Origin of the sequence: Niastella sp. OAS944, assembly GCA_024809215.1 — a bacterium.
Lineage (GTDB): Bacteria > Bacteroidota > Bacteroidia > Chitinophagales > Chitinophagaceae > Niastella.
Window position 1 is genome coordinate 144,666 of record JANUBW010000005.1, and the last position, 25,444, is coordinate 170,109.

A 25,444-nucleotide genomic window follows, 5' to 3' on the forward strand; every position below is an offset into this window, starting at 1 on the left:
CACCTATCTTATTGTTTGTTCTTTAAGGCGACGTAATAAGTGCACGGAAGGTTGCTGTCCATCGATCTTTCCAACTTCAAGGCTCAGGTCAATACCCGTAACGGCACGGTAAGCATGCACATAACCCTGTATTTGTTCGCGCCAGAATTTGGCCCAGTTGGCTGCCTGGTTACGGTCCGAAACAGAGGCCCAGTTGCCAAAGCGCACGGAAAGCAGTAACTGTTCGCCAAATACACCCAGGTCACGGAAATGGAGTACCGAAGTTTTGGTCCAGTTTTGCAGTGAATTCATAGATGCTACACGGTCCATCCAGGCTTCGGGATAAGCCACCATAATACGGGTGGGTAAAAACTCCCTGAACTCGGGCCGGGCCAGTAACCATTGCTGCATCAGCATTTCAATACGGGCTGTGGATGGAAGATCGCCAAACTGGTTATGGGCGCCTTCGCTTAAGATGAGGTGTACCTCCTTCAACGCATTCAGGATGGGGAAGCCATCAGCTACCACTGTGGTATCGTCCAGTTGCTTATAGAACCGTAAGGTGGTATTAAGCAGGTGATGAAAGGCTTCAATGAATTTGCTGCGGCTATCGGCCGTAGGCAACGTTCCCACTGCTTTACCGTGCAGTGAAATACCATAATGATGATCGTATTCGAGGGTTCGCCGGCGAACGCTCAGCCTGTGTTGTTCGTCCTGAATATATCCCCATATAACGTTGTTAAGCGGGCGAAGCGGATCTATTTCCAGGTTGGCCAGCGGGTCGAAGCCATATCCGTTCATTTTACCGTTTCCGTTTACGCTCATTTTTCCGTTCCCGTTTCTATTGCCGTTGCCGTTCCCGCGCAGGTTTTGGAACCGGCGGCAAATGGCAGATATGCCCTGTACCATCATACTTTCTTCGTGCCAGTAACTCCATATCAGTTCAAGAAAGCAGGGGTTGCTTAATTTATCGCTGATGATGCCAACGCAGTTGGTTTTTTTCATATCGCGGTTACCATCTTCGTCAAAGAGGTCCAGCGCCTGGTCCATGGTAATGTTCTTGATTCCCTGATCGCCCAGTTTGCGGCGTATAATGGCCAGGTAAGGCAGCACTTTTTCGTCGGTGCCATTGGTATGTACCAGGTACTGGCCCCAAAATTTATCGAGGTCGCTCCTGTCTACATCGCCGTTCTTAAGGGTAACCCGGTTGTACAGCTCTTCTACATCGCGGGTTGAAAAACTGCCGTAATTGCTTACACCGCAATTCACCATTAAAAAGGCTTCAGTGGCCACTTTCAGGCTGCGGTAAGCATCGGTATCGGTAAAAGGCAGTAAACGCCTGCCCTTCAGGTTATAGATCATTTTTCCCAGTTCCTGTTTATTTTGTATGCCATCTGTACCACAGAAAATGAAATCCATATGTTTCATATAGTTATCGAACGATATGGCTTCTGTGCCCTTTAGTATCAGCAACCACAGTGTGAGGTCGCGGGTAAAAGGTGTGGCGCTGGGCTGCAGGTTGGCATTGATACTGGTAGTGGCATTTAATGCCGACCGCCTGATGTAGATGCGGTTTTGATCGTTCACTTCAAGGAACGTTACCGTTTTATTGTCATCTGCGTCAATGAAATTGATGATCGGTTGAACGGCATAGCCTGAGTTATTGCAATCGGTGGTGCTCAATTGCCAGTGGGAAATAACGGTAACTGCTTTATCAAGCGAGTCGGGGTCATTTATGTCCAGTTTTATTTTAGTGCCTTCATTTAATTCTCCGCCACCCCGGTACACTTCATCATATACATGTCGTAGTACGCCAGCGGGAATATCCGGAAAGAAATCGAGGTAGAGTGATGATCGTGATGAGCTTGCATTCGGTGGGTCAATATAAACATATTCAATTGTTGTTTCGAATGAAATGTTTAAGATTACCGTATCGCCCTGGTCAACTTCATTAGGTATGATGCTTAGTGAGACGTTGGAGATCTGTCTCAGGTTAAGCCATCTACTTACATGATCATTCACTTTAAATAAAAAGTTTTCCATGTTAAGTTTTTCTTTTTTGATGAGTAAATAAAAGTGCTTCATTAAATATTCACCAGTGCCCAGTGTCGCAGCATTTTAGTAAGCAGCCGGTTTTCGGTGAACGGGGTTATTACATTATCGGCCCTGGCCTGCCCTACTGCAGCAAATACCAGTGAAGGGCGTTGTTTGGCAAGCAGGTTGCAGTCTTTCTTCCATTGCTGATAATGGGCCCTTAACTGCTGCGGCTGGCGTTCGTGCAACGGGAATATTTCATGTAATTGTTTCCCTTTTAATTTCGGCGGCCGGTGTTCTTTCATCAGTTTGGCAAACCGAGGCAATACCTGTTCAAACTGCTGCAACAATTGCAGTGTAGCAGGCGCCAGCCCCGTTGTGGGATAAAAGGTTTCCCATAAGCGTTCCAATCGTTGCCATTGATCGTCGGGGTATAACAGTTTACCAAATGCGATGCTGATCTTTACCCTTATCCAGGGAAAAGGATGCGGGTCGTCGTCAACTGCACGCAATACAAAGTACCTGGGAAGCGATACCACGCTGATGAGCCCTGTAGAGGCGCTGATGCCCAGGAAACATACGGCCCAGAAGTCGGACAGGATCTCTGAGATCCAGCGGCTCAATAACGTCCACGCTTCACTGTAAGGTTTTTCTTTAACGGCCAGGTCATCGAGTACCAGCTTTAGTGAAGCAATGAGGTCGAGCAGGGCCGAACCCTGGTGCCCCACTTCGTGAACCAGGGATGAACCAATACCGCTGGCCACCATTCGTTCACGGGGAATTTTTATAACGGCCACCGGGTTATCGTCGCCTCCGGGTAATCGGGTGCGTGCGCGGCGTATAGCAGCTCCATGCCCCCGATCGAGGTAACAGATCATGGGCGGTGCCTCTATATAATAGCGTGTCATTATAAGCGCATCACGGGCCAGAACATCTAACCCGGCAACCCAAATGCCGGTTTCGTTTTCGCCCCGCTGGCTTACTACATCGCAGAAAATATCGAACTGATCTAAGAGAGAATTAAAACGTAGTTTCAGCACGGCATAGGCAGCCTGGCATTTTTCAACAGGAATATTTTTTGTCTTTACGTTTCTTATAAAACACAATATCCTTTCGGTAAGATGTGCTTTACCTGCCCGCATTAACCCGAATATTTCCTTTTGTGCCGTATAAGGCACCGCTGCTGCCATCACCATGGGCATCGACATTTCAAAGGGCTGTAACTGTTTCAGCCGGGTCAATAATCCCTGTGCTTCATTGATGAGGAAACTGCGGTATCTTACATCACGTTGTATACGATCAGCTTTGATCCCTTGCGTGTCCATGTTCCCTGATTTTTGGATGCTGTTTGCTTACGTGAAAAAATGGGCCGGGCAGCCTGGTTAATGGCCTGCGTAACCAATCCTCTTGAACCGCCTGCCTGGTTAATGGCATTTCCTTTTTTCAACGCATTTCTTAAATAACGGGCGGCATTACTAATTACCCGAACATAATCTACCGCTTCGTTTTTGCTTACCTCGCCAAACAACCAGCTGCTGGCGGCGTTGGCAAGGGTATTACCTATTTTAGCCCCGGTGCTGCCTCCTGCATACTGCCCCAGGTTTTTACCAACACTGGGCAGCATTTTCTTACCAAAGCTTTTGGCGCCTTTAATAAAGTCTCGTTTTATTGCCTGGCCCTGTGCCGAATTGTACAAACGTTTACCAGCATCCCAAATACTTCCCAGGAATTGTTCAAACTCCTGTTCGCTGGCTATATTCAGTAACCGGCCGGCCAATTCGCCCTCCTGTTCCAGCTCACCGGTTTCCTGCAACAGTTCGGGGTTGAGTTCATATTCATTCAGAAAGCTCATTTGAAAATGTTTTAAGATGAGAAGTAATGGTTACCGGTTTAGGCGCCGTACAGAATGATGTTATTGCCATTTCTTTCCCATGTGCCCGAAGTTGCTCCGCCGCCTGAGTTATTATTATAATATCCAGAACGATTGTTATAGCGGCGACGTTTGCGTAATAAACCGGGTGCATGATTGTATGCAGCTTGTTTAAGGGCGCCATTAATTGCATTACCGGGCGCCTGGCCGGCACTGGCTGCTGCTGCTGCCCGGCGGGTAGCATCTGTAGCAAAACGTACATAACGGCGGGCCACTTCAAACTCGCGGTCTTCATTGCTAAGGCCTTCCAGTTCCAGCTCAAACAGGTTCGAAGCTGCACTGCCCAGTTTGCTGCCAATAGCGCCGCCAATACCAGGCACCAGGAAGTTGCCTAATGCGCCTGCTGCCACGGGCAATGCTTTTTTAGCAATGGATTTCAAGCCGCTCAATAAACCTCTGCCAACGGAAGATTTGGCAAAGTTCGATAAGCCTCTGCCGGCCTTTTTGATAAGCTTACCCAGAAACTGTTCCATCTCCTGTTCGTTTGAAACGCCCAGTAATTCGGTTGCCAGTTCCAGTTCAAGCGCTTCGCCTTCCAGTTCTCCTTCAAACTCGAATTCGCCTTCGCCTTCAAACTCACCTTCAAATTCAAATTCACCTTCGCCTTCAAATTCGAATTCATTGAATTCATATTCATTCGTAGTGCGGTCGATGTTGTGCATAATAAATGTTTTGTGATTTAATAAATGGGTGTTTTCGCATAGAAGTAAGTCAAGCCGGGTGCCAAACAGCTAACCGGTTGACTTATAACAAGTAGGTGATTTTTGCGGGATGAATTATTTTTCGCAGGCGGTAGTTGCGGTTGGGATGGAAGGAAAAAAAGATCGCATACTGGTTTGCAGTTAACTATAATTAGCTCTATTTTGGGCTTTTTTTGTAACAGGTATTTTAAATATTTCAGCATCAGGTAAAGTGTAGAGAGAATCAAAAAAAGGGCGGCAGACGGTATAATATATGTGCATCAAACAGCGGCAATTAACTTCAACGGGTTTATTATTCTTTTTGATCTTACAATGTAGCATAGGGTTAGGCCAACAACTACATACAGCACTTGCAACAGCGGCACTTCAGGTTATCACCAGTGTAAACCCTCCTTCCTGTTCACAGGAAAATGCTTCTATACTGGCAACAGCAACGGGTGGAACGCCTCCTTACACTTACTCTTTTGCCGGCTGGCCTTTTCAAAATAACAGGTTATGGTTATGCAGGGCGGGCACTTATCCCGTAGTTGTAAAAGACGCAACCGGCGCCACTGCCACCACTACGGTAATTGTAAAAAATGGTTACCAGGGCATTGGGGGCTTTTCGCGAACTGTTGATCCTACGGGCTGTACTTCGGCCGATGGCAGTGTAACCATAGATGCTGTTTATGGCAAGCCGCCCTATACGTACAGCCTTGATAATACAAACTTTCAATCGAGCCCCACTTTTACCAACCTCATAGCCGGGCAATACTATTTTATTGTAAAAGATGCAAACGGTTGTACTTTCCTTAACTGGTTCAACCTCAGAAGCATGAATTGTCCCACGCTTAATGGGGCTAATATCTCCAGGTCTGTTTCGGTTTGTAACAATGAAGGCGCTATCGATTTTTCATTATGGACCGCCGCACAGCCCGTTTCTTATTCTTTAGATGGCGTCAACTATCAAAACAGCGGCATTTTTACCGGCTTGGGTGCAGGTAATCGTGTAGTATATATGACCGATGCCAGTGGAAAAAAATACATGTATGCCATCCATATGAACCAGTCGTGCCCTATTAAAGCAAGCGCTGCTGTAACCAATGCAACCTGCGGAAATAATGATGGAAAGATCGTTGAAACTGTTACCAGCGGTACCCCGCCCTATCAGTTTTCTATTGACGGGGTAAATTTTCAGAGCAGCAATATATTTACCGGCGTACCCGCGGGTAAACATACAGTGATCATAAAGGATGCGCTTGGGCTTTTAAAAATGGATACCACCACCGTTGCCGATAATTGCCCGGTAATAACAGCAACAAGCATGGCGGCCACCTGTGGTAATAGTGGCGCCATCTATGCGTTGGTATCTAAAGGCGTGGCCCCTTTTCAATTTTCAATAGACGGCACCAATTACCAGGGCAGCAATAGTTTTACCGGCGTTACTGCTGGCAACTATACCGTTACCGTAAAGGATGCCGGTGGAAATACAGCCAATACTACGGTAAATGTTGTTGACAATTGTAATAATGTTGTTCTTACCCCTGTTCATACCAGGTGTGGTTATCCGCAGGGAAAAATAACTGCATCGGCCACCTTTGGAACGGGGCCTTATACGTATTCAATCAATGGGGTTATTTATAATGGCAGCACCTGGCAAACCAGTAATGAGTTTCCCGGTTTGTGGGGCGGCACCTATACTATAACAGCCAAAGATGCATTGGGCGCTACAGCATCCGCCAGTATTATTATAAATGACGTGCGTGAGCCATTTCTGTCGGTTGATGTAATACCGGCCAACTGCGATTTTACCGGCGCTATGTTAACCATAACCCCTATAGGCGGCGTAGGGCCGTACGAATACAGCATCGATGGCCTTAACTGGCAACCGAGCAATGTTTTCAATGTATACTCCATGCAGTATATTACGGCTAATATAAGAGGGGCAAATGGCTGCCGGATGAGTCTTTGTTGTTACCCTATATCTACAAAATGTCTTACGCTGAATGTTGTAGCCAAAGGCGCTTCCTGCGGCAACAACGACGGTACCATTAAGGTAACAGGGGCAAACGGAACACCGCCTTACGAATATTCCATTGATAATATAAATTATCAAACCGGTAATGTTTTTACAGGTTTGGGGCCGGGCAATTATACGGTGTATGGTAAAGATGCCGACGGTCTTGTAAATACCAAATACGTAACCATTGATAATGTTTGTTTGTCGGTTAATTTATCGGCTACAGATGCTACCTGTGGTAATGCAAACGGCAGCATAACAGCTGGTGCTACCAATGGTACTACGCCTTATACCTATTCCATTGATGGCGTTAATTTTCAAAACAGTAATGTTTTTTCTGCTGTAGCAGCGGGCAATTATGTTATAACTGTTAAAGATGCCAGCGGGTATACCAATACTGCCAATGTAAGTGTGGCCAACCTGGCCGGCCCGCAAATAGCAGCCAATGCAACCGCTGCCACGTGCCCAAATAACGACGGTAGTATAACGGCATTGGGTACAGGCGGAACACAACCATATACATTTTCAATAAATACCGGTCCTTTTAAAAGTAGTGGTGTGTTTAGCGGTTTGGCAACCGGTAACTATACGGCCACTGTTAAAGATGCCCGGGGTTGTACAGCAGCTCAACCGGTACTTGTTGACCTGGTGAATACCGTTACTGTTGATGCAGGTGCCGATCTCACTATTTGTGAAGGCACAAGCGTTTCCATAAAAGCAGTTTCAACCGGAAATACTTTTTCCTGGCAGCCAATCACAGAGTTAAATAACCCGGCTGTGCTTAGTCCCGATGCATCGCCCCGGGTTACAACAAAATACTACATAACGGCCCGCTTAGGCGTTTGTGAAAAGAAAGATTCAGTTATTGTAGCAGTAGTTGCGGCGCCGGTTGCCGACGCAGGAGCAAACGCAACAATCTGTTATGGTCAATCGGCACAGCTGAATGCAAATGGCGGTGTACAATATAGCTGGTCGCCCACCACTTATCTAAACGATGCGTATATAAATAACCCTACAGCCGTTAAGCCGGCAAATACCATTTCATATCACCTTACGGTTACCGATGCAAAGGGGTGTGCCTCTGTACAGGATGAAGTGGTAACTGTTTCGGTAACACCGCCGGCCAAAGTTTTTGCAGGAAATGATACTTCTGTTTATATAAATCAACTCCTGCCGCTAAATGCTATTGATGTAAACAAGAGCGGCTTTACAACATACAGTTGGTCGCCCCCGGCCGGCTTAAGCGATGCTTCAATCCAAAACCCGGTAGCTACTGTAAATAAGAATACAACCTATACTGTAGTTGCCAGTACACCCAATGGTTGTGAAGGAACCGGTACCATAACCATAACAGCGTTTGCGGTGGCAGATATTTTTGTGCCCAATGCATTTTCCCCTAATAGCGATGGACGTAATGATGTTTTCAAAGCAATACCTATTGGCATCAAAGAATTCAAATACTTTGCCGTGTATAACCGCTGGGGGCAGCGTGTTTTCTTTACAACCAACCCTGCCGTTGGCTGGACCGGTTCTATTAATGGCGCCCCCATGCAAACCGGCGCCTATGTATGGTCTGCCGCCGGTATTACATTCAAAGGCGATCTTATTGAACGAAAAGGCACTGTTGTGCTTTTCAGATAAAAAAAAGGCTGCCTTCTCACCTAAGAAGGCAGCCTCCTGTATAACAGCTGACAGTCTATTTTTTCAACGTCATTATCCTGGCATTCTTTTGTGCCTTCAACGCCAATTCAGTTGCCAGAAAACAATGTGCCTGTGTCATGGCAGTTTCGGTCCTGTTAAGTACATCATCGACAAATAAAGGCCCAAATGGTAATACCTCATTGTTGCAATCTACATGGATCATTTCTTTTTTATTGACGAGGTATAAATGATTGCCGCCTTTATTTCCTGAAAGCATATCTGTATTTTTTCTTACTTCAATATATCCGTCGGTACCAAGTATGGTTAACCGGCCGTCGCCCCAGGTATCTAAACCATCGGGGGTAAACCAGTCCACCCGTATGTAACCGGCGCCGCCGTTGCCACTCAGCATTACATCGCCAAAATCTTCGAATAAAGGTTTATCGGGGTGATGCACATTGCCTACCTGCGACATTAGCACCTGGGCTTCGGTTGAGCCGGTGAAGTGTAAATACTGATCGAACTGATGCGAGCCGATATCGGTAAGTATGCCACCGTATCTTTTTTTATCCCAAAACCAATCGGGTCTTACAGCCAGTCCGGTTTTTCCAATATTGTTGTAGATCCTATGCGGCGCCATGTTTATGGTTTGAATGACCTGGCCAATGCCGCCTGCTTTTACGATCTGGCTTGCTTTTTCGGTGCCTTTATTTTCAAAACGTTCACTGTACATGATGGAGTAGATCCGTTTTGTTTCTTTTTGCACTTTCTTTACTGCAGCCAATTGTTCTAAACTGATGATGCCGGGTTTATCGGTCAAATAATCTTTTCCATGTTTCATTACCCGAATACCTAATGGCGCTCTTTCGTCGGGTATACCTGAACTTAATACTAAATGAATGGCGGGATCTTCCAGGATCTCATTTTCGCTTTTTACCAGTTTGGCCTCGGGAAAGCTTTTCAAAAATGCAGTAGTGAGCTCGGGTTGTTTGGCATACAGGGCCACCAATTCCCCACCGCCTCTTTTTATGGCTTCCGTCATACCATAAATATGCGGGTGATCGATATTGATGACGGCAAATTTAATGCGATTGGGCGCTGTAGTTATTCCCTTAGGTTTTGGTGCTGATTCTACATATTTGGCTTTGCTCATAAGCGGCGCCATGATCATTAAACCCGATGCTTTAACTGAATCCTTTAAAAATTGCCTTCTGAGTTTCTTTTGGTTGGTCATATAACAAGGTCGTTTTGGAAATCTGAAATTTACTCCATTTTAAACATGAATCTGTTTAATAATGGCATTTTAATTTAAAATTCACCCGCCGGGCCGCCCTGCCGCTCTAATAAGCAAAAAACCCGCAGCTTTCGCCGCGGGTTTTCAAAATTATCCGTTATAATATGGCATTTACTAATCTACCTTAAGTAGCATTTGATTGTACGCCTGTTCAAGTTTGTCTTTTATTTCTGACGAGATCAAAAGCGTATTTTGGGGTTTGTAGTAAGATTCTATATCTGTTGATTTACTTGAAGTTTGAATAGCATTGCAATAAGTGATATACCTCGCCAGGGTCCGTTTTAACGAATCTACTTCATCATGCCTAAGGTAAGCTGTCAAATAAGCCGAATCGCTTTTCAGCATATCACTGATCTGTACAGCTAACCTTAAAAAATCATTGGCAGTTTCATGATTGTAACTGCTTCGTGTAAGTCTGTTGCCAATTGAATCGTAACTTGAAAGCAGTTCTGACAGGCCCTGGTATTTGATTATAGTATCCAATGTTTTATTGGTCTTTAAGGAATCGAAGCGTTGAGACAGATCATTTAATTGCTTTTCATTTTTGTTTGAGAAGTTGTCAACTTTGTTATACCCCGTTTAATTCTTTTACGAGCGTACGCACCGAAAAACTGTTAGAATATTGAAGGTGGTTTAGCCGGCGTTCCTAATAGTCCCGGTCAATCTTTTGCCTTTTGATCTCCGTTTTACCAAACTTGCGTGGATAGTAAGAGAACGTTAGCATAAAATACTGTTGCAACCCATTTGTAATGCGGGTGGTAGTGCCAGAGTAATTTACACTGTTGCTGATGTTTTGATATTGCTTTAACAGGTCCATAGCCGAGAATTTCAGTTCTCCCTGTTGCTTCATAAACCTGTATGAAGCGAAGGCATTCCAAAGAACCACCGGTTTGCTTAAACTTGTGTTGGTTATGTGATCTAACGTACTGCTAAGGGTAAAGCCAGATGGGTAATTAACAACAATGCCGAACTTGGTGGTCCTGCTGTCGTTTTTAAATGCCCGCAGGCCAGAGGCGGTTTGCCGCGAATTATTATGCTGAAAGTTTTGCCCCGCAGTGAGTACCAGATATGATTTAAATGAAAATTGCAGGGTAAAGTTATTGGAGATGCTGCCGGTTGTACTTACGTTGCTGAACCCGTCGATAAAGTTTGGTTGTTTGCCGGTCCTGAAATCTCCATTATACATGAGCTGAATATTGTTCTTATTTAACTTTCTCGAGATATTGAAACTGTAATTTACATTGAAGTTAGTGGTCCTGTCGGCATTGGTATAGTAATACATCCTTTTGCCCGAAGAGTCGTTGATGGTGCTGTCGGTTACAGGATCTAACGCCACGGAATATCTGCCGCCAAAATTACCATTGATAGAATACAGCGACTTTTTATTTTCCGTATTGAAATTACCATTGAAGTTCACAGCGTGATTGATGCTGTTCTTCAGGTTAGGGTTGCCATATCTGATCTCATAGGCATTGATATCGTCTACAATGGTATACAGTCGATCAATGGAAGGGTACTCCAGGTTTTTTGAATAGTATCCATACACGAAATAATTGTATTTCTCACGCCGGCTAAAGCGATAACTAAGCGATCCTTCCTGTCTGAAGAACTGGAAATTGCGTCGCAGGTTTCTTTGCGCAAAGGACGAGGTATTATTGTCAATTTTAAAATCGTCTAACAGTTTAAAAAATATTTGAAAGCTTTTGTAAGTGATGTCGTTCCACTTGAAAAATTCTTTCGACAATGAAAACGAGGGCGTATACTCAAATACTTCCCTTTTATTTGAGTTGGAAAGTTTGCCATTGAAAAGGGCCTGTTTAAGCGTAGTGTCGTAATCTCTTACAATAGTATTATCTGTTACCCTGCTGTAATTGACCCATTGGTTCAGGCTAAGGGTTACACCAAACAGGTTATACCGGCCTAATAAAAGCCTTTTAAAGCCGGCATAATCAAAATTTGCGGTCAGGTTCAGCGATTCATTGTTTGTGGTGTAATGCCTGTTGGTATAAGCGCTTTTTGTTGGATCGATACGGGAATTGAATTCACTTTCCTGGTCTCTTTCCGATACCGAATTGCTGCGTGATGCGTCGAGCCGGGTATTAAAGCTTTTTACAGGCTGTTCATCATCCCGTTTACTAAAGTTTACGTTCAGGCTTTCGTTATCTGATCTTCGGCTGGTAAGTGTAGTAGTATAATTGGTGCTTTGCAACTGGTCTACGGAATCTCTTACTTCAACGGCGCGGTCAGATCTGCCGCTCTCTGTATTGGTACTTACACTACCGTTAACGTCAAAGTTATCGTTGTAACTATTGGTCTTTAAATATTTGATGCCAATATCATGTTTATTTGAAAGATTGTTTTGAATACCGTCTTCGGATATAAACTGCGGATTGCCGATGGTTGTTCTGCTTTGGTAACTTTTGTCGCTGATGAAAGCGTCGGTGCCCGATTTATTGTAGTTAAGCGTAAGGCGGTCGTTTTGCCGGCTATTGCTTGATTCAATAAAATTATGAACAATAACGCCCCCTATAGAATGATTTTTATTGATGCCATTGGTACCAAAACGCCCTACATTGTATAAGTTGGGGTTATAGTTCCTGTAGGTATTGTTTTGAAAGATCTCCTGCAGGTTGCCGATACTCTTATTGATATTATTAATTCCACCTCCTATACCCGCACTACTTCTTTTGTTATACATCTGAAAAGAAAGATCGGCTTCATACCTGTCCTGGCTGCCATAGCCCACCCCTGCTTTACCAAAGTATCCTTTTTTGGCATTCTCTTTCAACTTAATGTTCATGGTAAGCAGTGAGTCCTGGGGTTTGGTTGATGGCTGGTTGATATTGGTGCGGTCGTATTCCTGGTATAGTTGTATTTTATCGATGGCCGATTTAGGCAGGTTTTGCGTGGCCACACGGGAATCTGTGGCGCCCATAAACGGTTTGCCGTCAACCAGCAGACTGTTTACTTTTTTTCCGTTTACTGTTATAGTGCCGTCGGACCAGATGGTAATGCCGCTAACCTGGTTCAGTAATTCTTCTACAACGGCGTCGTTTTTCATTTTAAAAGCGGCCGGGTTGATCTCTAAGGTATCGCCGTTCATTTTGATGGGAATGGCAGCGGTTACCACTACCGTGTCTTTACTGCTCAACATCATTAATACGGAAAGCGTGTCTGTTTTGGCTGCGTCTTGTTGAATTGATGTATGGTAACTGGCGTAGCCGGTGTAGGTAACGCTTACCAGTAACTTTTTCTTCAGTGGTAATTTTTCAAAGATGAAGATACCGTCTTTGTCAGATAATTTATAGGCCACAACCGAAGAGTCGGGGCCGAAAATGGTTACGGTGGCCAGTTCCAGTGGGGTTTTGGTTGCTGCGTCCATTACCGAACCTTTTAGCTTACCGGTTTGGCTAAAGACCAGTGTACAACAGCACAGTAAAATACAGGTTAAAAAAATGTTCTTCAAGGGTTAGTTTTTGAGTTTGAATTCAATGATCACGGGTGTGTTTTCGGGCGGATTGCTTTTTAGAAAACTTTCCAGTTCTTTGGGCACCGGCACCTCTTTATTTTTTTCAAAAAAGGGAAGTATGTCGCCGGCCTTTATTGTTTTATAGAATTTGTCCTGTTTACGTGAATTGCCATACTGTTCAAAAAGCTGTAAATTATACTGGCTGCTGTCTGGTTTTATATTTTTTACCTTGCAAATGGTATTGGTTTTCTTTTGATAGAGGTACGTTTCGTAATTGCTTTGATAGGCCATTAAAAAATAAATGAACCGGGGCGTTTCATAGAACATATACACCTGGTGAAACATCCAGCCATTGTTACGTCTGAAGTTTTCCCGGTCGGCTTTATTTTTAAAGGGTTTGTTGAAAAACGATGGCGGCAAACTGTTCTCCAACGGCAACACTATTTGATAGGCAGGAAATAAACTATCTTTTACCATTTTGTAAATGGTATCGCAATAAGGGCGGGTTACAATTTGAATATAAGGTGTATCTGTAAGATTTCGGGTTATGTTTTCTTCTGCATATAAATACTTTGCTTCATTTATATGATTGTAAGGAAAGTAGCTTTTTATCAACTGGTTTCCTTTATAGAGTTTTAATTCATAGTCAAGACTATCTTTATACAGTTCGCTTGTATTGATATTCCCCATTACATAAACATCATCATAGTAATAGGTGGAATTTAAAATGTCGTTTTGCTGCGGAATATCTTTTTTAATGGTAAATGTGGTATCCTTTAAATCGATCTTATATTTTTTAAAATACCTTTTGTTACGCGGATTACTGTAGTCGAGTTTTACTTTTATCCTGTCTCTGCTTGTGAGCTGATAATTTCTATTATTTCCCCAAAAAATAAGCTGGTCTTTATGTTCGTCATAAACCGGGTAAAAAAAGTCGCCAAGTTTTTTATAGCTTATTTTTTTAACAAAGCGCCCGTTCTTTGTATATAGCAACGCTTCCTTGTTTGCATAATTCCTTATCATTATGTAATTGGCAGTTACTTCTACGTTGGCATGCGTGGTTAGTTCAATTCCCTCTTTTATTTCCAAAGGAATAAATCGTATGGAGTCTATAAATTTTGATTGTTTTTCGTTGCCCGGCGTTTTGGGATGTACGTATATCTTTTGAAGCTGGCTTTGGGCGTTGGTTCTAATGAGCTGGGAAAACAGCATCACGATAAGGCAAAGCAAGGGTCGTCTCATTAAGGGTTAGTTTGTCACCCAAATGTATAGTTGTAAATGTTAACACGCTCTTAAGGTTACAGATCAATACTTATCGTGATGTGTTATTTATGTATAGCGGGATGTACTTATTCAAATCTTATTTAATGTACTCCTTTTTTATGCCAAGTTTTTTCATTTTTGACCTCAATGTAGAAGGGTTGATATTCAGGATCTCGGCGGCTGCCCCGGGCCCCCATATTCTTCCATTGCATTTTATTAATACCGAAATGATATGGTCTTTTTCATTCTCCGCTATCGTTTTCATAACTGCATCTTCGGAAAAGGCGGATTTGTCATTTTTTTCGACCGTTGGTAATAGTACCTCTTCAATGACCGTTCCTTTGGCAAGCAGCACACTTCTTTCAATTAAATGCTCCAGCTCACGAATATTGCCCGGCCAGTTGTAGGCCATCATCTTCTTAAGTACGTTGTCGGTAATACTGTTGATCTTTTTTCCGGCCTTATGATTATAATGGTCCATAAAATAATAAGCCAGGGCCGGAATATCTTCCCTGCGTTCGCGCAAAGCCGGCAGCATAATAGGAAACACATTCAGCCGGTAATACAAATCGAGCCTGAAACGTCCTTCGGCAACTTCTTTTTCGAGATTCTTATTAGTGGCTGCAATAATGCGAACATCAACTTTTATAGTATCCCTGCCCCCTACTCTTTCTATTTCCCGTTCCTGTAAAACCCTTAATAGTTTTACCTGCAGTTCTATGGGCATCTCCCCCACTTCATCAAGAAAGAGGGTCCCTTTATCAGCCCGCTCAAATTTGCCAATCCTTTTCTCTAACGCGCCGGTAAAAGCGCCTTTTTCATGTCCGAATAACTCGCTCTCGATCAATGTGGCAGGCAATGCCGCACAGTTCACTTTAACAAACGGTTTTCCTTTGCGATACGACAGATCGTGAATGCAGTTGGCTATCTTTTCTTTACCTGTACCGCTTTCGCCCAATATAAGTACGGAAGTATCTGAAGGGGCTACCTGCGAAATATGATCAAATACATTTAATAACAGATGGCTTTTGCCCACGATGCCTTCAAACCCTTCCCCGCTGTTCACGCGTTCAACTGCTGCTATTTTTGGTAATTGTATTTTAGCCGTCTCATCTATTTCACCCAGCAGTAAATGCTCCATGGTTTGGGTCATTGCGTACTGAATTCTTTCGAATAGGTCAACCTGTTCATTACCGTAGGCTTCGGGTCTTCGGCTATATAAACAAAAAGGGAAAGGTTTTTCGTTAGAAATGCGCACAGGCATTTCCATATGAGATTGAAGTTGAAATGTATGGGCAAATAATTTTTTTAAAGAAAGCTGTTTTAACTCTTCTATTGATCTTCCCGTGATAACGGCCAGTTCGGGTATGCCAATTACCTGGTATTCTTCAAACCCTATTCTTAAAAAGCCTGTTGCTTTATGAAGTGGTTCTCCTGCTTCATCGAAGCCGGCGGCCAAAAAATCGAATGGGATACAGGTTTGAAGGGCTGTAGCTATTTTCAGCAATTTTTGTGTGTAGGTGCCGGTATCGGTTATAACTGTTTTTAGCAGTTTACGTAAGTCGGCTTCCCGGCGGTATCGGGCGTCAACGCTGTGTGCATGGCGGTATTTGGCAATTTCAAGGGCTACCAGCAGGTCTTTTTCCCTGAAAGGTTTTACAAGAAAGCCGTAAGGTTGTGTTTCTTTGGCCGCGTTCAAAATAGTTTCATCTGAGTTGGCCGAGAGGTAAACAAACGGAATATTATCTGCTGTCAGTTGTTTTGCCAAATCGATACCTGTTTGTTTGCCCTTTAATAAAATATCTAAAAGAACAAAATCGGGTTTTTTATCAGCGATCAATTCCTGCGCCTGAATAACCGAACGTGCAATACCGGTAATGGTATAACCAGCCTGTTCCAGCAGCAGCCGCAAATAATCGGCTTCTACAAACTGATCTTCAACAATAAGGATCTGTTCTTTCATAAAATTAGTTTGGTTGTTCACTATTATCGTCATCTGTAAAATTGAGCAGAATTTCTGTACCGCCATTATTGTTCACTTTAAAGCTGGCATCGAGATCATCACTAAGTCCACGCATCAGCTTCATACCCATGGAAGCCTGTTTATTGCTATTGAATGCTGGCGGCAGCCCAATGCCATTGTCTTTTACAGAAAGCAGATAATGATCGTCTGATGTTTTCTTTAATAAGATATCTATTACGCCTTCCCTGTTACCGGGGAACGCATGTTTAAGGGCATTGGTAATGGCTTCGTTTAATATTAACCCCAGCGGAATACAGTGCGATATATTCAATTTTACGGGTTCAATTTGCAGGTTGAATTTGACCTTGCGACCGGTTTGAAAACTGTCTTTTAAATAATCGACCAATTCATGAATATAATCGGCCATATTGATGGCCGACATATTTTCTGACTGATATAATTTCTGATGCACCAGCGACATGGCCTGAATACGTTGCTGGCTTTCTGCAACCGCCTGTATGGCTTCGTTACTTTTTAAATAGGCTGCCTGTGTACCCAGCAAACCCATTACCATATGAAAATTGTTTTTAACCCGGTGATGGATCTCCCTTACCAGCCATTCTTTCTCTTCTACCAGCCGTTGCAGCGATTCGTTTTTCTTTTCAATTTGTTTTTGCTGAACCTGTAGCGCCTGGTTGGTCCGTTGCTTTATGCGGGCGTTGTTTACCAGCAAACCAATTATAACGATAAATAATAAAGCCACGCCAATGATCCAGCTGATGGTGTTTCGGACCTTTGTCAACTCATTTTGCTGAAGCTGTTTTTCGTTTTTGAGCAAACGGATGCTTTGCTCTTTTTTCTGCGTTTCGTATTGGATGGTAAGTTCTTCAATTTGCCGGCTTTTTCTTTCATTGTAAATAGAATCGTTAAGCAGTTCATATAGCCTGAGGTCTTTTACAGCAGCGGAATGATTGCCTAATGCGGAGTCGGCAGTGAACAGCATCTGATACAATTCTCTCAGGTCTATTATCCGGTCGGCCCCTTTATTGGCCAAAGCGGTATCCAGGTAGCCTTTCGCTTTTTTGAATTGGCGGCGTTGCAAATAAAACCGACCGATGTCCATATTGGCGATACAATAGGTTTCATTATCGGGCACCACATTTCTGTATGATGCGGCCATTGTTAAAAAGTATTGCTCGGCTTTGGGGTATTGTTGCAGGTCATCAAAGCAATACGCATAGCATTGTGCAACAACGGCTTTTTCCCATACGGCTTTGGGCGGATATACCGCACACAAGCTATCCATCAAAGTAAGCGCGTCCCTGTTCTTTTTTAGTTTTACCAATTGCCTAATGAGAAAGCGTGCTGTTCTCAGTATCGTTATCTTGTCTTTTTCGTCTATTCTTTTCTCCAATGCTTTCCGGTACCAATAGCTGCTTTCTGCCACGCGGCCCAGTTCATCATTCACCAGGGCCAGCTCGCCATAAAATGAGCTTAAAAACAGGCTGTCTTTTTTTTGTTCTGCCGTTTCAACACATTTTGTTGCATATAACAGTGCTTTTTCGTAAGCCCCGCGGTACCTGGCTAATGAGGAAAGCGTATAATAATCATAGGCAAGGTATTTATCGCCAATTTTACTATTGATGTCAACTATGCGAACCAACTCCTTTTCCATCAAATAAGATCTGCCTGTTTGTAAAAGGAATTCTGTCAGGTACGACCGGGCGTAAGCTTCTTTTTCGATATTTCCGGCCTGTGTGTACAATTTTATAGCCTTATCAAAATAACCGTCAATTTCGGGGGTATATTCTTTACGCCAGGCTATTTTTCGGGCAAGCCTGAGCCAGGTGCGGGCTTCTCTTTGCACATCGCCTTTTGCATGATAAATAGCGGCCACCTCAAAAAATCTTTTTTTGCCGCCGGCCGTATCATCTTTGTTAAGATGAGCTTCGCCTACCAGCAGGGTGCTCTCAAACCAAAACCCTTTTAATTTCAGCGTATCGCTTAACCTAAGGGCGCAGTTAAAAAATTCAGCGGCAGTATCCATCTTATAGTTTTTCCTGTCGCTGTTCACCTGTAACATGTAGGTCCTTCCCAGTTCGAACAGAATTTCAATACGGTCACTATCCTGTTTACTACCCTGTAGCAGTTTGAACAATTCTTTTTGGGACAAATTGCGGGGTACCGAACCCTGACCCATTGCCATTAAGGCTGTTATTATAATAAAACATATGCATATAATAGCATTTGGCATGTAGTGAAACTTCTTTGTATAAAATTAATACTAATAAACCGTGATATTTCGCGGTTTCGTTACACGCACCGCGAAATATCGCGGTACGCTTTTACTTAATCAACAGCAAGATATTGAACAGTACTCATTTATAAATAAGGCATTGTAATTGGCAATAGGTTCCCATAATTGTTACCTATGGGAAATAATCGTTCCAAAACAGTTGTCTTTATCACCGGTGCTTTTGTTCATCACAGTTGCTGGGATGAATGGAAAGCTTATTTTGAAAGCAAAGGATACCAAACCATTGCTACGCCCTGGCCACACAAAAGCGCTTCGGCCGAAGCCTTGCGTAACAGCCATCCCAATAGAGACATTGCGGCTAACCGGCTTCCTGCATTGATAGATCATTATGATAATATTGTAAGGCAGCTTCCTGAAAAGCCCATTCTCATTGGCCATTCCATTGGCGGGCTTATTGTTCAACTACTGTTACAAAGAGGGTTGGGAGCTGCAGGTATTGCCATACATTCAGTACCGCCGCAAGGCATCATTACTTTCAAATTATCTTTTTTAAAAGCCGGCTGGGGCCCGCTCGGATTTTTTACATCTGTGCGGCAATCCTTTCTTATGTCTTTCAGCCAATGGAAATACGCATTTACCAATGGAATGGACTGCGATTCACAAAAAGACGCCTATTACAAATACGCCATTCCCGAATCGAAGCTCATTGTAAGAGATACCATTACCAAAGCGGCGAAGATCAATTATGAAAATCCGCATGCCCCATTATTGCTTACTGCAGGCAGCGACGACAACACAATACCAGCTTCCCTCAATTATTCAAATTATAAAAAATACAGGCACAGTAATTCGGTAACGGATTATAAAGAGTTCAAAGGCCGCAATCACTTTGTGCTGGGGCAACCAACCTGGAAGGAAGATGCGGATCATATTCTTGAATGGATAGACCGTCAACTAGCTTAATAAACACACCATAAAAATTTGAAAAATGAAAAATTATCTCTTTTTATCGGCATTGCTAACCGCCGGCAACCTGTATGCACAGCCGGTTTCAGCCGTTAAGAACGTTGTAATTGTACACGGCGCTTTTGCCGATGGTTCGGGCTGGGAAAATGTTTATACCATTTTAAGATCGCATGGTTATAATGTAACCATGGTACAAAACCCGCTTTCCTCATTGGAAGACGATGTGGCCGCCACTCAAAGAGCCCTTGATAAACAGGATGGCCCTACCGTATTGGTTGGCCATTCATGGGGTGGTACCGTAATAACAGCAGCCGGTAATACCGATAAAGTAGCCAGCCTGGTATACGTAGCGGCATTTGCGCCGGATGCGGGTGAAACTACACTCGACATCATTAAAAAAGAACCACCAGCGCCGGAAAATGGCATCCTTCCACCCGATGAAAAAGGATTTGTGTATTACGACAAAGCAAAATTTCATGCAGGCTTCGCCGCTGATGTAAGTAAGGAAAAAGCCGATTTTATGTATGCCTCGCAGGGACCTATTGCAGTAAAAGGATTTCTTACACCTGTAACTACACCTGCCTGGAAAACAAAACCAGCGTATGCTATAGTGGCTACTGATGACAAAAGCATCAATCCCTCATTACAACGAATGATGTATAAAAGAGCCGGGGCCGTTGCAACGGAAGTAAAAGGAAGCCATGTGCTATTTATTTCAAACGCTGCGATGGTTGCACAGGTGATAGAAACGGCAGCGAAAGGCCGCAAATAAAATAACCCAACAAACATTTATAATTATATGAGAACGTACATCCCTGTTTTATTATTTCTATTGGTATTTGGTTCAATTGGATGCCAAACCAGTTCGGGAAAACTACCCGCAGCTACTACAACCGAAAGTACTGCTGCTGCTGAAACAATTGCCCCTGCAGCTCCCCCCGCCAATTTCAAACACGCTACTGCAAAAGTAAACGGTGTTGATGTTCATTATGTGATCGGCGGATCGGGCGAACCGCTGGTATTGATCCATGGCTTTGGACAAAACTGGTATATGTGGAACCGGCTGTTGCCCGAGTTCTCTAAAAATTTTACGGTGATAGCGCCCGATCTGCCGGGTGTAGGCGAATCGGGCAAGCCCGACAGCGGTTACGATAAGAAAACGCTGGCTTCGTATATCCATGGGTTGGTAAAGCAACTGGGCTACAATAACATAAACCTCGCCGGCCACGATATAGGCCTCATGGTAGCTTATGCCTATGCCGCGCAATTTTCAACCGAAGTAAAAAAACTGGCGTTGATGGATGCTTTACTGCCAGGTATTGAGCCCGTATGGAGCCAGGTAAAAGGTTCGGCCTGGTGGTTTGGGTTCTTTGGCTTTCCGCATTCGGGCGAGCTGGTGGCCGGGCAGGAACGTTTGTTCCTAACCAACTTTTGGCCAGTGGTGGGGCATGTAAAAGACCCATTCACACCTGAAGAGGTGAATGAATTTGTAAGAGCATATTCAGTACAGGGTGGAACCACAGGCGCCTTTCATTGGTTTGGCGCATTTGAGCAGGATGCAAAGGACAATAAGGAGTTTGCGAAAACCAAATTGAAAATGCCTTTGCTGGCTATGGGCGGCGAATATTTCGGCGCAGCCTTTCTTGCCGATCACAGTAAGCTTGTTGCTGAAAATGTAAAAGGCTCCAATATCAAAGGCGCCGGGCATTGGATAGTACAGGAAAATACGGCACAGGTACAACAAGATCTGCTTAATTTTTTTATGGAGAAATAAAAATATCATGAAAAAGCAATTAACCATGACTGCTATTATCTGTATTTCCATTATATTTCATTTACCTGTGGCGGCGCAAGATGCACTGCCGCCGCAGGTTCCTATCTGGGATGGAAATACTGTTGAACTGAAATTACATAAGCTGGCAGATGGCGTGTATGCTATACAACCGTCGACAGTTGAAACGGAAACCACCAAAGGTATTCCGCAGGCCACATCGGGCGGGTTCATTGTTGGCGAAAAAGGCGTAATGATAATAGAATGCTTCTTAAACAAAAAGCTGTACGACCAGGAAATAAAATTGATAAGGTCTGTTACTGATAAGCCCATTCTTTATGCGGTAAACACCAGTGATCATGGCGATCATTGCTTTACCAACTATCTGCTGCCACCGGCTACCATCATCATTCAAAATGACTTTGCAAAAGAAAACCTCGCCAAAAATTTTGAGAACATAAAACAATTCATGATCATGTTATTTGGCAAAGGCAGGGGTATTGAAGAAGCCCGGTACCGTGCTGCGGATATAACCATTGCAAAAAATGATAAGTTAAAGGTTGATTTGGGTGGCGGCAAGGTGGTTGAACTCATTAATACCGGTACGGCGCAATCGCCGGCAGATCTGTTCGTTTGGCTGCCGTCATCGAAAGTATTTTGGGCGGGCAATCCCTTTATTGCAGAAAGTCCTACCATTCCCTGGCTGTTTGATGGGTATTTTCTGGAACCTGCCGATAACCTTAAAAGAATGTACGACCTGTTGCCCGACGATGCCATCGTTATTCCAGGTCATGGAAGAATTACCACCAAGGCCGGTATAAAATATACCATCGACTATGTACAATCGCTGAGGCAACAGGTAACTGCTGCTATACAAAAAGGACAAACCCTTGAACAGGCCAAGCGAACGATAACCATGAAAGAATACGATAAGGGTTACGTTCTTTTCAACTGGCTTCACTTCAATTTTAACCTGCCAAACGCCTATAAAGACATCAGCGGCAACAAGGAAAAATAATACCACAGACCATATTACTTAAAAAATCGTCATGAATAGCTTATTGCTTATTCCATGTCTGTTATTTTCATTGCTATTAACGGCACAAAATAAAACAGACCTTATTATTATTAACGGTAAAGTGGCTACCATGGAGAGCCCCGGCGCATTTAAACAGGCCGTAGCTATTAAAGATGGCATCATTGCCGATGTTGGCACTACTGCATCGATACTTGCGAAGTACAAAACGCCTGCTACTAAAATCATCGATGCCAAAGGCCGCACCGTTATTCCCGGGCTGAACGACAGCCATATTCATGTAATACGCGAAGGATTGAACTATAATGCAGAGCTGCGTTGGGACGGCGTTACCTCCCTGAAAAGAGCCATGGAAATGCTAAAGGAACAGGCAGCCCGAACACCGCCGGGTGTTTGGATAAAAGTAGTTGGCGGTTGGAATGAATACCAGTTTGAAGAAAAACGACAACCCACTATTGACGAAATAAATGAAGCCGTACCCGATAAGCCGGTATTTATTACTTACCTGTATGGAAAAGCGTTTGTAAATAAAAAAGGCATTGAAGTTTTAAAATACGATAGTAACACCCGCTACGAAGGCAGCCTGGTTGAATTAGATAGCAGCGGATCGCCCACCGGTATGTTATATGCAAAACAAACTCCAAAGGCCATTTATACCACGCTGGCCCTTACAACAAAATTAAATCGGGAAGAACGGTTGAATTCAACCCTTCAGTATTATCACGAATTGAATAAGTATGGGTTAACGAGTGTAGTGGATGCCGGAGGCGGTGGCCAGTTTTATCCCGATGATTATTCGGTTGCCATAGAGCTGGCACGTGCCGGAAAGTTAACGCTGCGAACTTCCTATTTCCTGTTTGCCCAGGTGGCCGGTAAAGAACTACAGGACTACCAGCATTGGACCAGTTCAGTTAAGCTCAGGCAAAACGATAATATGCTTTTGCCATATGGCTATATGGCCGAAGGTGCAGGAGAAAACCTGGTAGCAAGCGCTGCTGATTTTGAAAATTTCCTGGAGCCACGTATTGAGCTCTCCGATAAAATGGAAGCCGACCTGGAGCCCATTATACGATTGTTTGTACAGAACCACTGGCCATTTCGTTTACATGCTACGTATGGTGAATCAATAGACCGGATGCTTACTGTTTTTGAAAAGATAAATAAGGAAATCCCTTTTAATGGTTTACACTGGTTGTTTGACCATGCAGAAACGGTAACCGATTCGGAGTTGCAACGAATTAAAAAATTAGGCGGCGGTATTGCGGTTCAATTCAGAATGTTTTACCAGGGCGAGCTGTATAAAAAAATGTATGGAACGCCCGATCGCCAGGTTCCACCCATAAAAAAGATGCTCCGCATGGGTATTCCTGTAGGGCTTGGTACAGATGCTACCAGGATCTCTACTTTTAATCCATGGATCTGCCTGTATTGGGCAACCACGGGCAAAACAATGGGTGGCGATCAGTTCTGGCCAACCCGGGATGTGCTTACAAGATTTGAAGCCCTGCAGTTATACACGGTGGGTAGTGCATGGGTAAGCGGTGATGAGAAGTTAAAAGGTAAAATTGTCAAAGGCCAGTATGCAGATCTAGCAATTATCAGCGAGGATTATTTTTCCATACCTGTTAATGATATCAGGAACATTCATTCTCTTCTTACCATTCTAAACGGCAAACCGGTATATGCTACCGGCGACTATTCAAACCTCAACACCGCGCCGCCGCCTGTAATTCCTGAATGGAGCCCGGTAAAATATTATGGAGGGTATCAAAAATGAAAACGGTAATAATAACGCCCCTGCTTCTTTTATTATTCATTGGTGCAAACGCACAAAGCGACACAACGCATGATTGGTATAAGAGAATAAAATTTATTCCGCTGTCGGCCAATGGGAATACCTATTTGAGTTTTGGCGGTGATTTTCGCTACCAGTATTTCTACTTTAAAAATGAAGACTTTGGCGATGAGCCTAAAGATAAAGATGGCTATATGCTAAACCGCTTGTTGGTGCACGGCGACCTTCATATAGGAAACAGCTTTCGCACCTTTGTACAGTTACAAAGCAGTGGTGCGGGTGGCAGGCCAAATGCAAGCCCGGTAGATGATAACCCACTGGAACTGCACCAGGCATTTGTTGATCTTTCAAACCGGTCAACCGCTCCATTAAGACTAACGTTGAGGGCAGGCCGGCAGGAGCTGTCTTACGGGTCACAACGTTTAGTGAGTGTACGTGAAGGACCTAACAACCGGCAATCATTTGATGCAGTTAAATTGATGGCCGGTTGGAAAAATGTTAAGGCCGATGCTTTCTTCAGCCATTACGTTGCTGCCCGCAAGGGAATATTTGATGATAAGTTCAATAAGAATACTTTATTCTGGGGTAACTACTTTACTTTTAAACAAGTACCAGTCGTTGGCGGTTTGGATCTGTATTATTTAGGATTGCAACGCAAAGAAGCTTCTTTTGATAATATCAAGGGCAAGGAAACCAGGCATTCCTTTGGCACACGCCTCTTTGGTAACGCAGGCAGCTGGGACTATGATGCCGAAGCCCTTTATCAATTCGGCGATATTGATGGAAGAGATATTTCTGCATGGACCGCCTCGTTGAATACCAATTACAAATTTGAAAACTGCTTTCTTCAACCGGAGCTGGGAGTAAAAACCGAATTGATCAGCGGCGACCAAAAGATGGATGACAATAAAATACAAACTTTTAATCCATTATTTCCGCGGGGTGGATATTTTGGGCTGGCGGCGCTTATTGGGCCCGCCAATCTTTTCGACATTCATCCTGCTGCGTCGCTCAATTTCTCAAAGAAGACAGCCCTGAATTTTGATATTGACTTTTTCTGGCGGTATAGCAACAACGATGGAATTTACGGCCCCAATACCGCGCTGTTGTATTCCGGTAAGCTAGCTACAGAAAGGCACATTGGTAATCAATTTTCAACCGACTTTGTGTTTACGCCCAACCCATATTTTTACCTGCGTACAGAATTCACCTGGCTAAAGGCAGGTTCTTATTTAAAGCAGGTTAGCGCCGGTAAGAACATTTTATTTGGTGGGGTTACTATACAGTTGAAGTTATGAGGAGCAGTTTAGACGGCCCCGTTTTTGTTTATTAACAAAACCTATCAG

General features: G+C 43.7%; 17 protein-coding genes. 7 read left to right on the forward strand and 10 right to left on the reverse strand.

From position 1 onward, the window contains the following. Nucleotides 1-3 precede the first annotated feature (3 nt). Genes GGD38_RS21405 through GGD38_RS21420 form a run of 4 tightly spaced genes read right to left on the reverse strand, consistent with a single transcriptional unit; the run spans nt 4 to nt 4,605 of the window. The gene (locus tag GGD38_RS21405) at nt 4-2,022 is read right to left on the reverse strand and encodes a hypothetical protein (RefSeq protein WP_375301239.1); all 2,019 of its coding nucleotides are present in this window, start codon (nt 2,020-2,022) and stop codon (nt 4-6) included. Between the two features lie 41 nt (nt 2,023-2,063). Continuing rightward, complete coding sequence (locus GGD38_RS21410; protein WP_375301240.1) at nt 2,064-3,338, reverse strand: hypothetical protein; 1,275 nt, start codon at nt 3,336-3,338, stop codon at nt 2,064-2,066. Then, nucleotides 3,293-3,865 (reverse strand): hypothetical protein, encoded by a 573-nt coding sequence (locus tag GGD38_RS21415; RefSeq protein WP_375301241.1) that lies wholly within the window; start codon nt 3,863-3,865, stop codon nt 3,293-3,295. Before GGD38_RS21415 ends, GGD38_RS21410 begins: the two co-directional genes overlap by 46 nt. A gap of 38 nt (nt 3,866-3,903) precedes the next feature. Next, nucleotides 3,904-4,605 carry a hypothetical protein gene (locus tag GGD38_RS21420; RefSeq protein WP_375301242.1) on the reverse strand — a complete coding sequence of 234 codons (702 nt, stop codon included), beginning with the start codon at nt 4,603-4,605 and terminating at the stop codon, nt 3,904-3,906. A 292-nt stretch (nt 4,606-4,897) separates the two neighbouring features. Between GGD38_RS21420 and GGD38_RS21425 the strand changes: the two genes are divergently transcribed. After that, entirely contained in the window at nt 4,898-8,284 is a 3,387-nt protein-coding gene (locus tag GGD38_RS21425; protein WP_375301243.1) for a gliding motility-associated C-terminal domain-containing protein, read from the forward strand. 55 nt (nt 8,285-8,339) lie between these two features. Here GGD38_RS21425 and GGD38_RS21430 read toward each other — a convergent pair whose 3' ends face one another. The 6 genes from GGD38_RS21430 to GGD38_RS21455 all read right to left on the reverse strand — a co-directional run bounded on the left by GGD38_RS21430 (nt 8,340) and on the right by GGD38_RS21455 (nt 18,479). Next, nucleotides 8,340-9,518: a Gfo/Idh/MocA family protein gene (locus GGD38_RS21430; RefSeq protein ID WP_375301244.1), complete on the reverse strand. Its 1,179-nt coding sequence runs from the start codon at nt 9,516-9,518 to the stop codon at nt 8,340-8,342. 174 nt (nt 9,519-9,692) lie between these two features. Continuing rightward, nucleotides 9,693-10,061: a hypothetical protein gene (locus GGD38_RS21435; RefSeq protein ID WP_375301245.1), complete on the reverse strand. Its 369-nt coding sequence runs from the start codon at nt 10,059-10,061 to the stop codon at nt 9,693-9,695. A gap of 163 nt (nt 10,062-10,224) precedes the next feature. Next, complete coding sequence (locus tag GGD38_RS21440) at nt 10,225-13,044, reverse strand: carboxypeptidase regulatory-like domain-containing protein (protein WP_375301246.1); 2,820 nt, start codon at nt 13,042-13,044, stop codon at nt 10,225-10,227. A gap of 3 nt (nt 13,045-13,047) precedes the next feature. Further along, nucleotides 13,048-14,289, reverse strand: coding sequence for a 6-bladed beta-propeller (locus tag GGD38_RS21445; RefSeq protein WP_375301247.1), 1,242 nt, complete (start codon nt 14,287-14,289; stop codon nt 13,048-13,050). Nucleotides 14,290-14,407: 118 nt separating this feature from the next. Beyond that, nucleotides 14,408-16,273, reverse strand: coding sequence for a sigma 54-interacting transcriptional regulator (locus GGD38_RS21450; protein ID WP_375301248.1), 1,866 nt, complete (start codon nt 16,271-16,273; stop codon nt 14,408-14,410). A gap of 4 nt (nt 16,274-16,277) precedes the next feature. Further along, nucleotides 16,278-18,479 (reverse strand): histidine kinase dimerization/phosphoacceptor domain -containing protein, encoded by a 2,202-nt coding sequence (locus GGD38_RS21455; RefSeq protein WP_375301249.1) that lies wholly within the window; start codon nt 18,477-18,479, stop codon nt 16,278-16,280. A gap of 225 nt (nt 18,480-18,704) precedes the next feature. On the opposite strand from GGD38_RS21455, the gene GGD38_RS21460 reads away from it, so the two are divergent. From GGD38_RS21460 to GGD38_RS21485, 6 genes are read left to right on the forward strand one after another with little or no spacing between them, the layout of a single operon-like run. Then, on the forward strand, nt 18,705-19,493 hold the full coding sequence (locus GGD38_RS21460; protein WP_375301250.1) for an alpha/beta hydrolase: 789 nt from the start codon (nt 18,705-18,707) through the stop codon (nt 19,491-19,493). A 25-nt stretch (nt 19,494-19,518) separates the two neighbouring features. Beyond that, a complete protein-coding gene (locus tag GGD38_RS21465; RefSeq protein WP_375301251.1) occupies nt 19,519-20,268 on the forward strand; it encodes an alpha/beta hydrolase in 750 nt (249 codons plus the stop codon). Between the two features lie 27 nt (nt 20,269-20,295). Then, a complete protein-coding gene (locus GGD38_RS21470) occupies nt 20,296-21,270 on the forward strand; it encodes an alpha/beta fold hydrolase (RefSeq protein ID WP_375301252.1) in 975 nt (324 codons plus the stop codon). A gap of 7 nt (nt 21,271-21,277) precedes the next feature. Next, entirely contained in the window at nt 21,278-22,285 is a 1,008-nt protein-coding gene (locus GGD38_RS21475; protein WP_375301253.1) for an MBL fold metallo-hydrolase, read from the forward strand. A 31-nt stretch (nt 22,286-22,316) separates the two neighbouring features. After that, complete coding sequence (locus tag GGD38_RS21480) at nt 22,317-24,080, forward strand: amidohydrolase (RefSeq protein ID WP_375301254.1); 1,764 nt, start codon at nt 22,317-22,319, stop codon at nt 24,078-24,080. Continuing rightward, on the forward strand, nt 24,077-25,396 hold the full coding sequence (locus GGD38_RS21485) for an alginate export family protein (protein WP_375301255.1): 1,320 nt from the start codon (nt 24,077-24,079) through the stop codon (nt 25,394-25,396). The genes GGD38_RS21480 and GGD38_RS21485 overlap by 4 nt, the downstream gene beginning before the upstream one ends. The last annotated feature ends 48 nt before the right edge of the window (nt 25,397-25,444 follow it).

What these genes read in the sequence shown, in the direction of transcription:
- GGD38_RS21455 (WP_375301249.1), bottom strand. Translation starts at nt 18,479, where the DNA reads ATGGCAATGGGTCAGGGTTCGGTACCCCGCAATTTGTCCCAAAAAGAA.
- GGD38_RS21420 (WP_375301242.1), bottom strand. Translation starts at nt 4,605, where the DNA reads ATGCACAACATCGACCGCACTACGAATGAATATGAATTCAATGAATTC.
- GGD38_RS21465 (WP_375301251.1), top strand. Translation starts at nt 19,519, where the DNA reads ATGAAAAATTATCTCTTTTTATCGGCATTGCTAACCGCCGGCAACCTG.
- GGD38_RS21410 (WP_375301240.1), bottom strand. Translation starts at nt 3,338, where the DNA reads ATGGACACGCAAGGGATCAAAGCTGATCGTATACAACGTGATGTAAGA.
- GGD38_RS21460 (WP_375301250.1), top strand. Translation starts at nt 18,705, where the DNA reads ATGGGAAATAATCGTTCCAAAACAGTTGTCTTTATCACCGGTGCTTTT.
- GGD38_RS21470 (WP_375301252.1), top strand. Translation starts at nt 20,296, where the DNA reads ATGAGAACGTACATCCCTGTTTTATTATTTCTATTGGTATTTGGTTCA.
- GGD38_RS21445 (WP_375301247.1), bottom strand. Translation starts at nt 14,289, where the DNA reads ATGAGACGACCCTTGCTTTGCCTTATCGTGATGCTGTTTTCCCAGCTC.
- GGD38_RS21480 (WP_375301254.1), top strand. Translation starts at nt 22,317, where the DNA reads ATGAATAGCTTATTGCTTATTCCATGTCTGTTATTTTCATTGCTATTA.
- GGD38_RS21425 (WP_375301243.1), top strand. Translation starts at nt 4,898, where the DNA reads ATGTGCATCAAACAGCGGCAATTAACTTCAACGGGTTTATTATTCTTT.
- GGD38_RS21430 (WP_375301244.1), bottom strand. Translation starts at nt 9,518, where the DNA reads ATGACCAACCAAAAGAAACTCAGAAGGCAATTTTTAAAGGATTCAGTT.
- GGD38_RS21415 (WP_375301241.1), bottom strand. Translation starts at nt 3,865, where the DNA reads ATGAGCTTTCTGAATGAATATGAACTCAACCCCGAACTGTTGCAGGAA.
- GGD38_RS21450 (WP_375301248.1), bottom strand. Translation starts at nt 16,273, where the DNA reads ATGAAAGAACAGATCCTTATTGTTGAAGATCAGTTTGTAGAAGCCGAT.
- GGD38_RS21405 (WP_375301239.1), bottom strand. Translation starts at nt 2,022, where the DNA reads ATGGAAAACTTTTTATTTAAAGTGAATGATCATGTAAGTAGATGGCTT.
- GGD38_RS21475 (WP_375301253.1), top strand. Translation starts at nt 21,278, where the DNA reads ATGAAAAAGCAATTAACCATGACTGCTATTATCTGTATTTCCATTATA.
- GGD38_RS21485 (WP_375301255.1), top strand. Translation starts at nt 24,077, where the DNA reads ATGAAAACGGTAATAATAACGCCCCTGCTTCTTTTATTATTCATTGGT.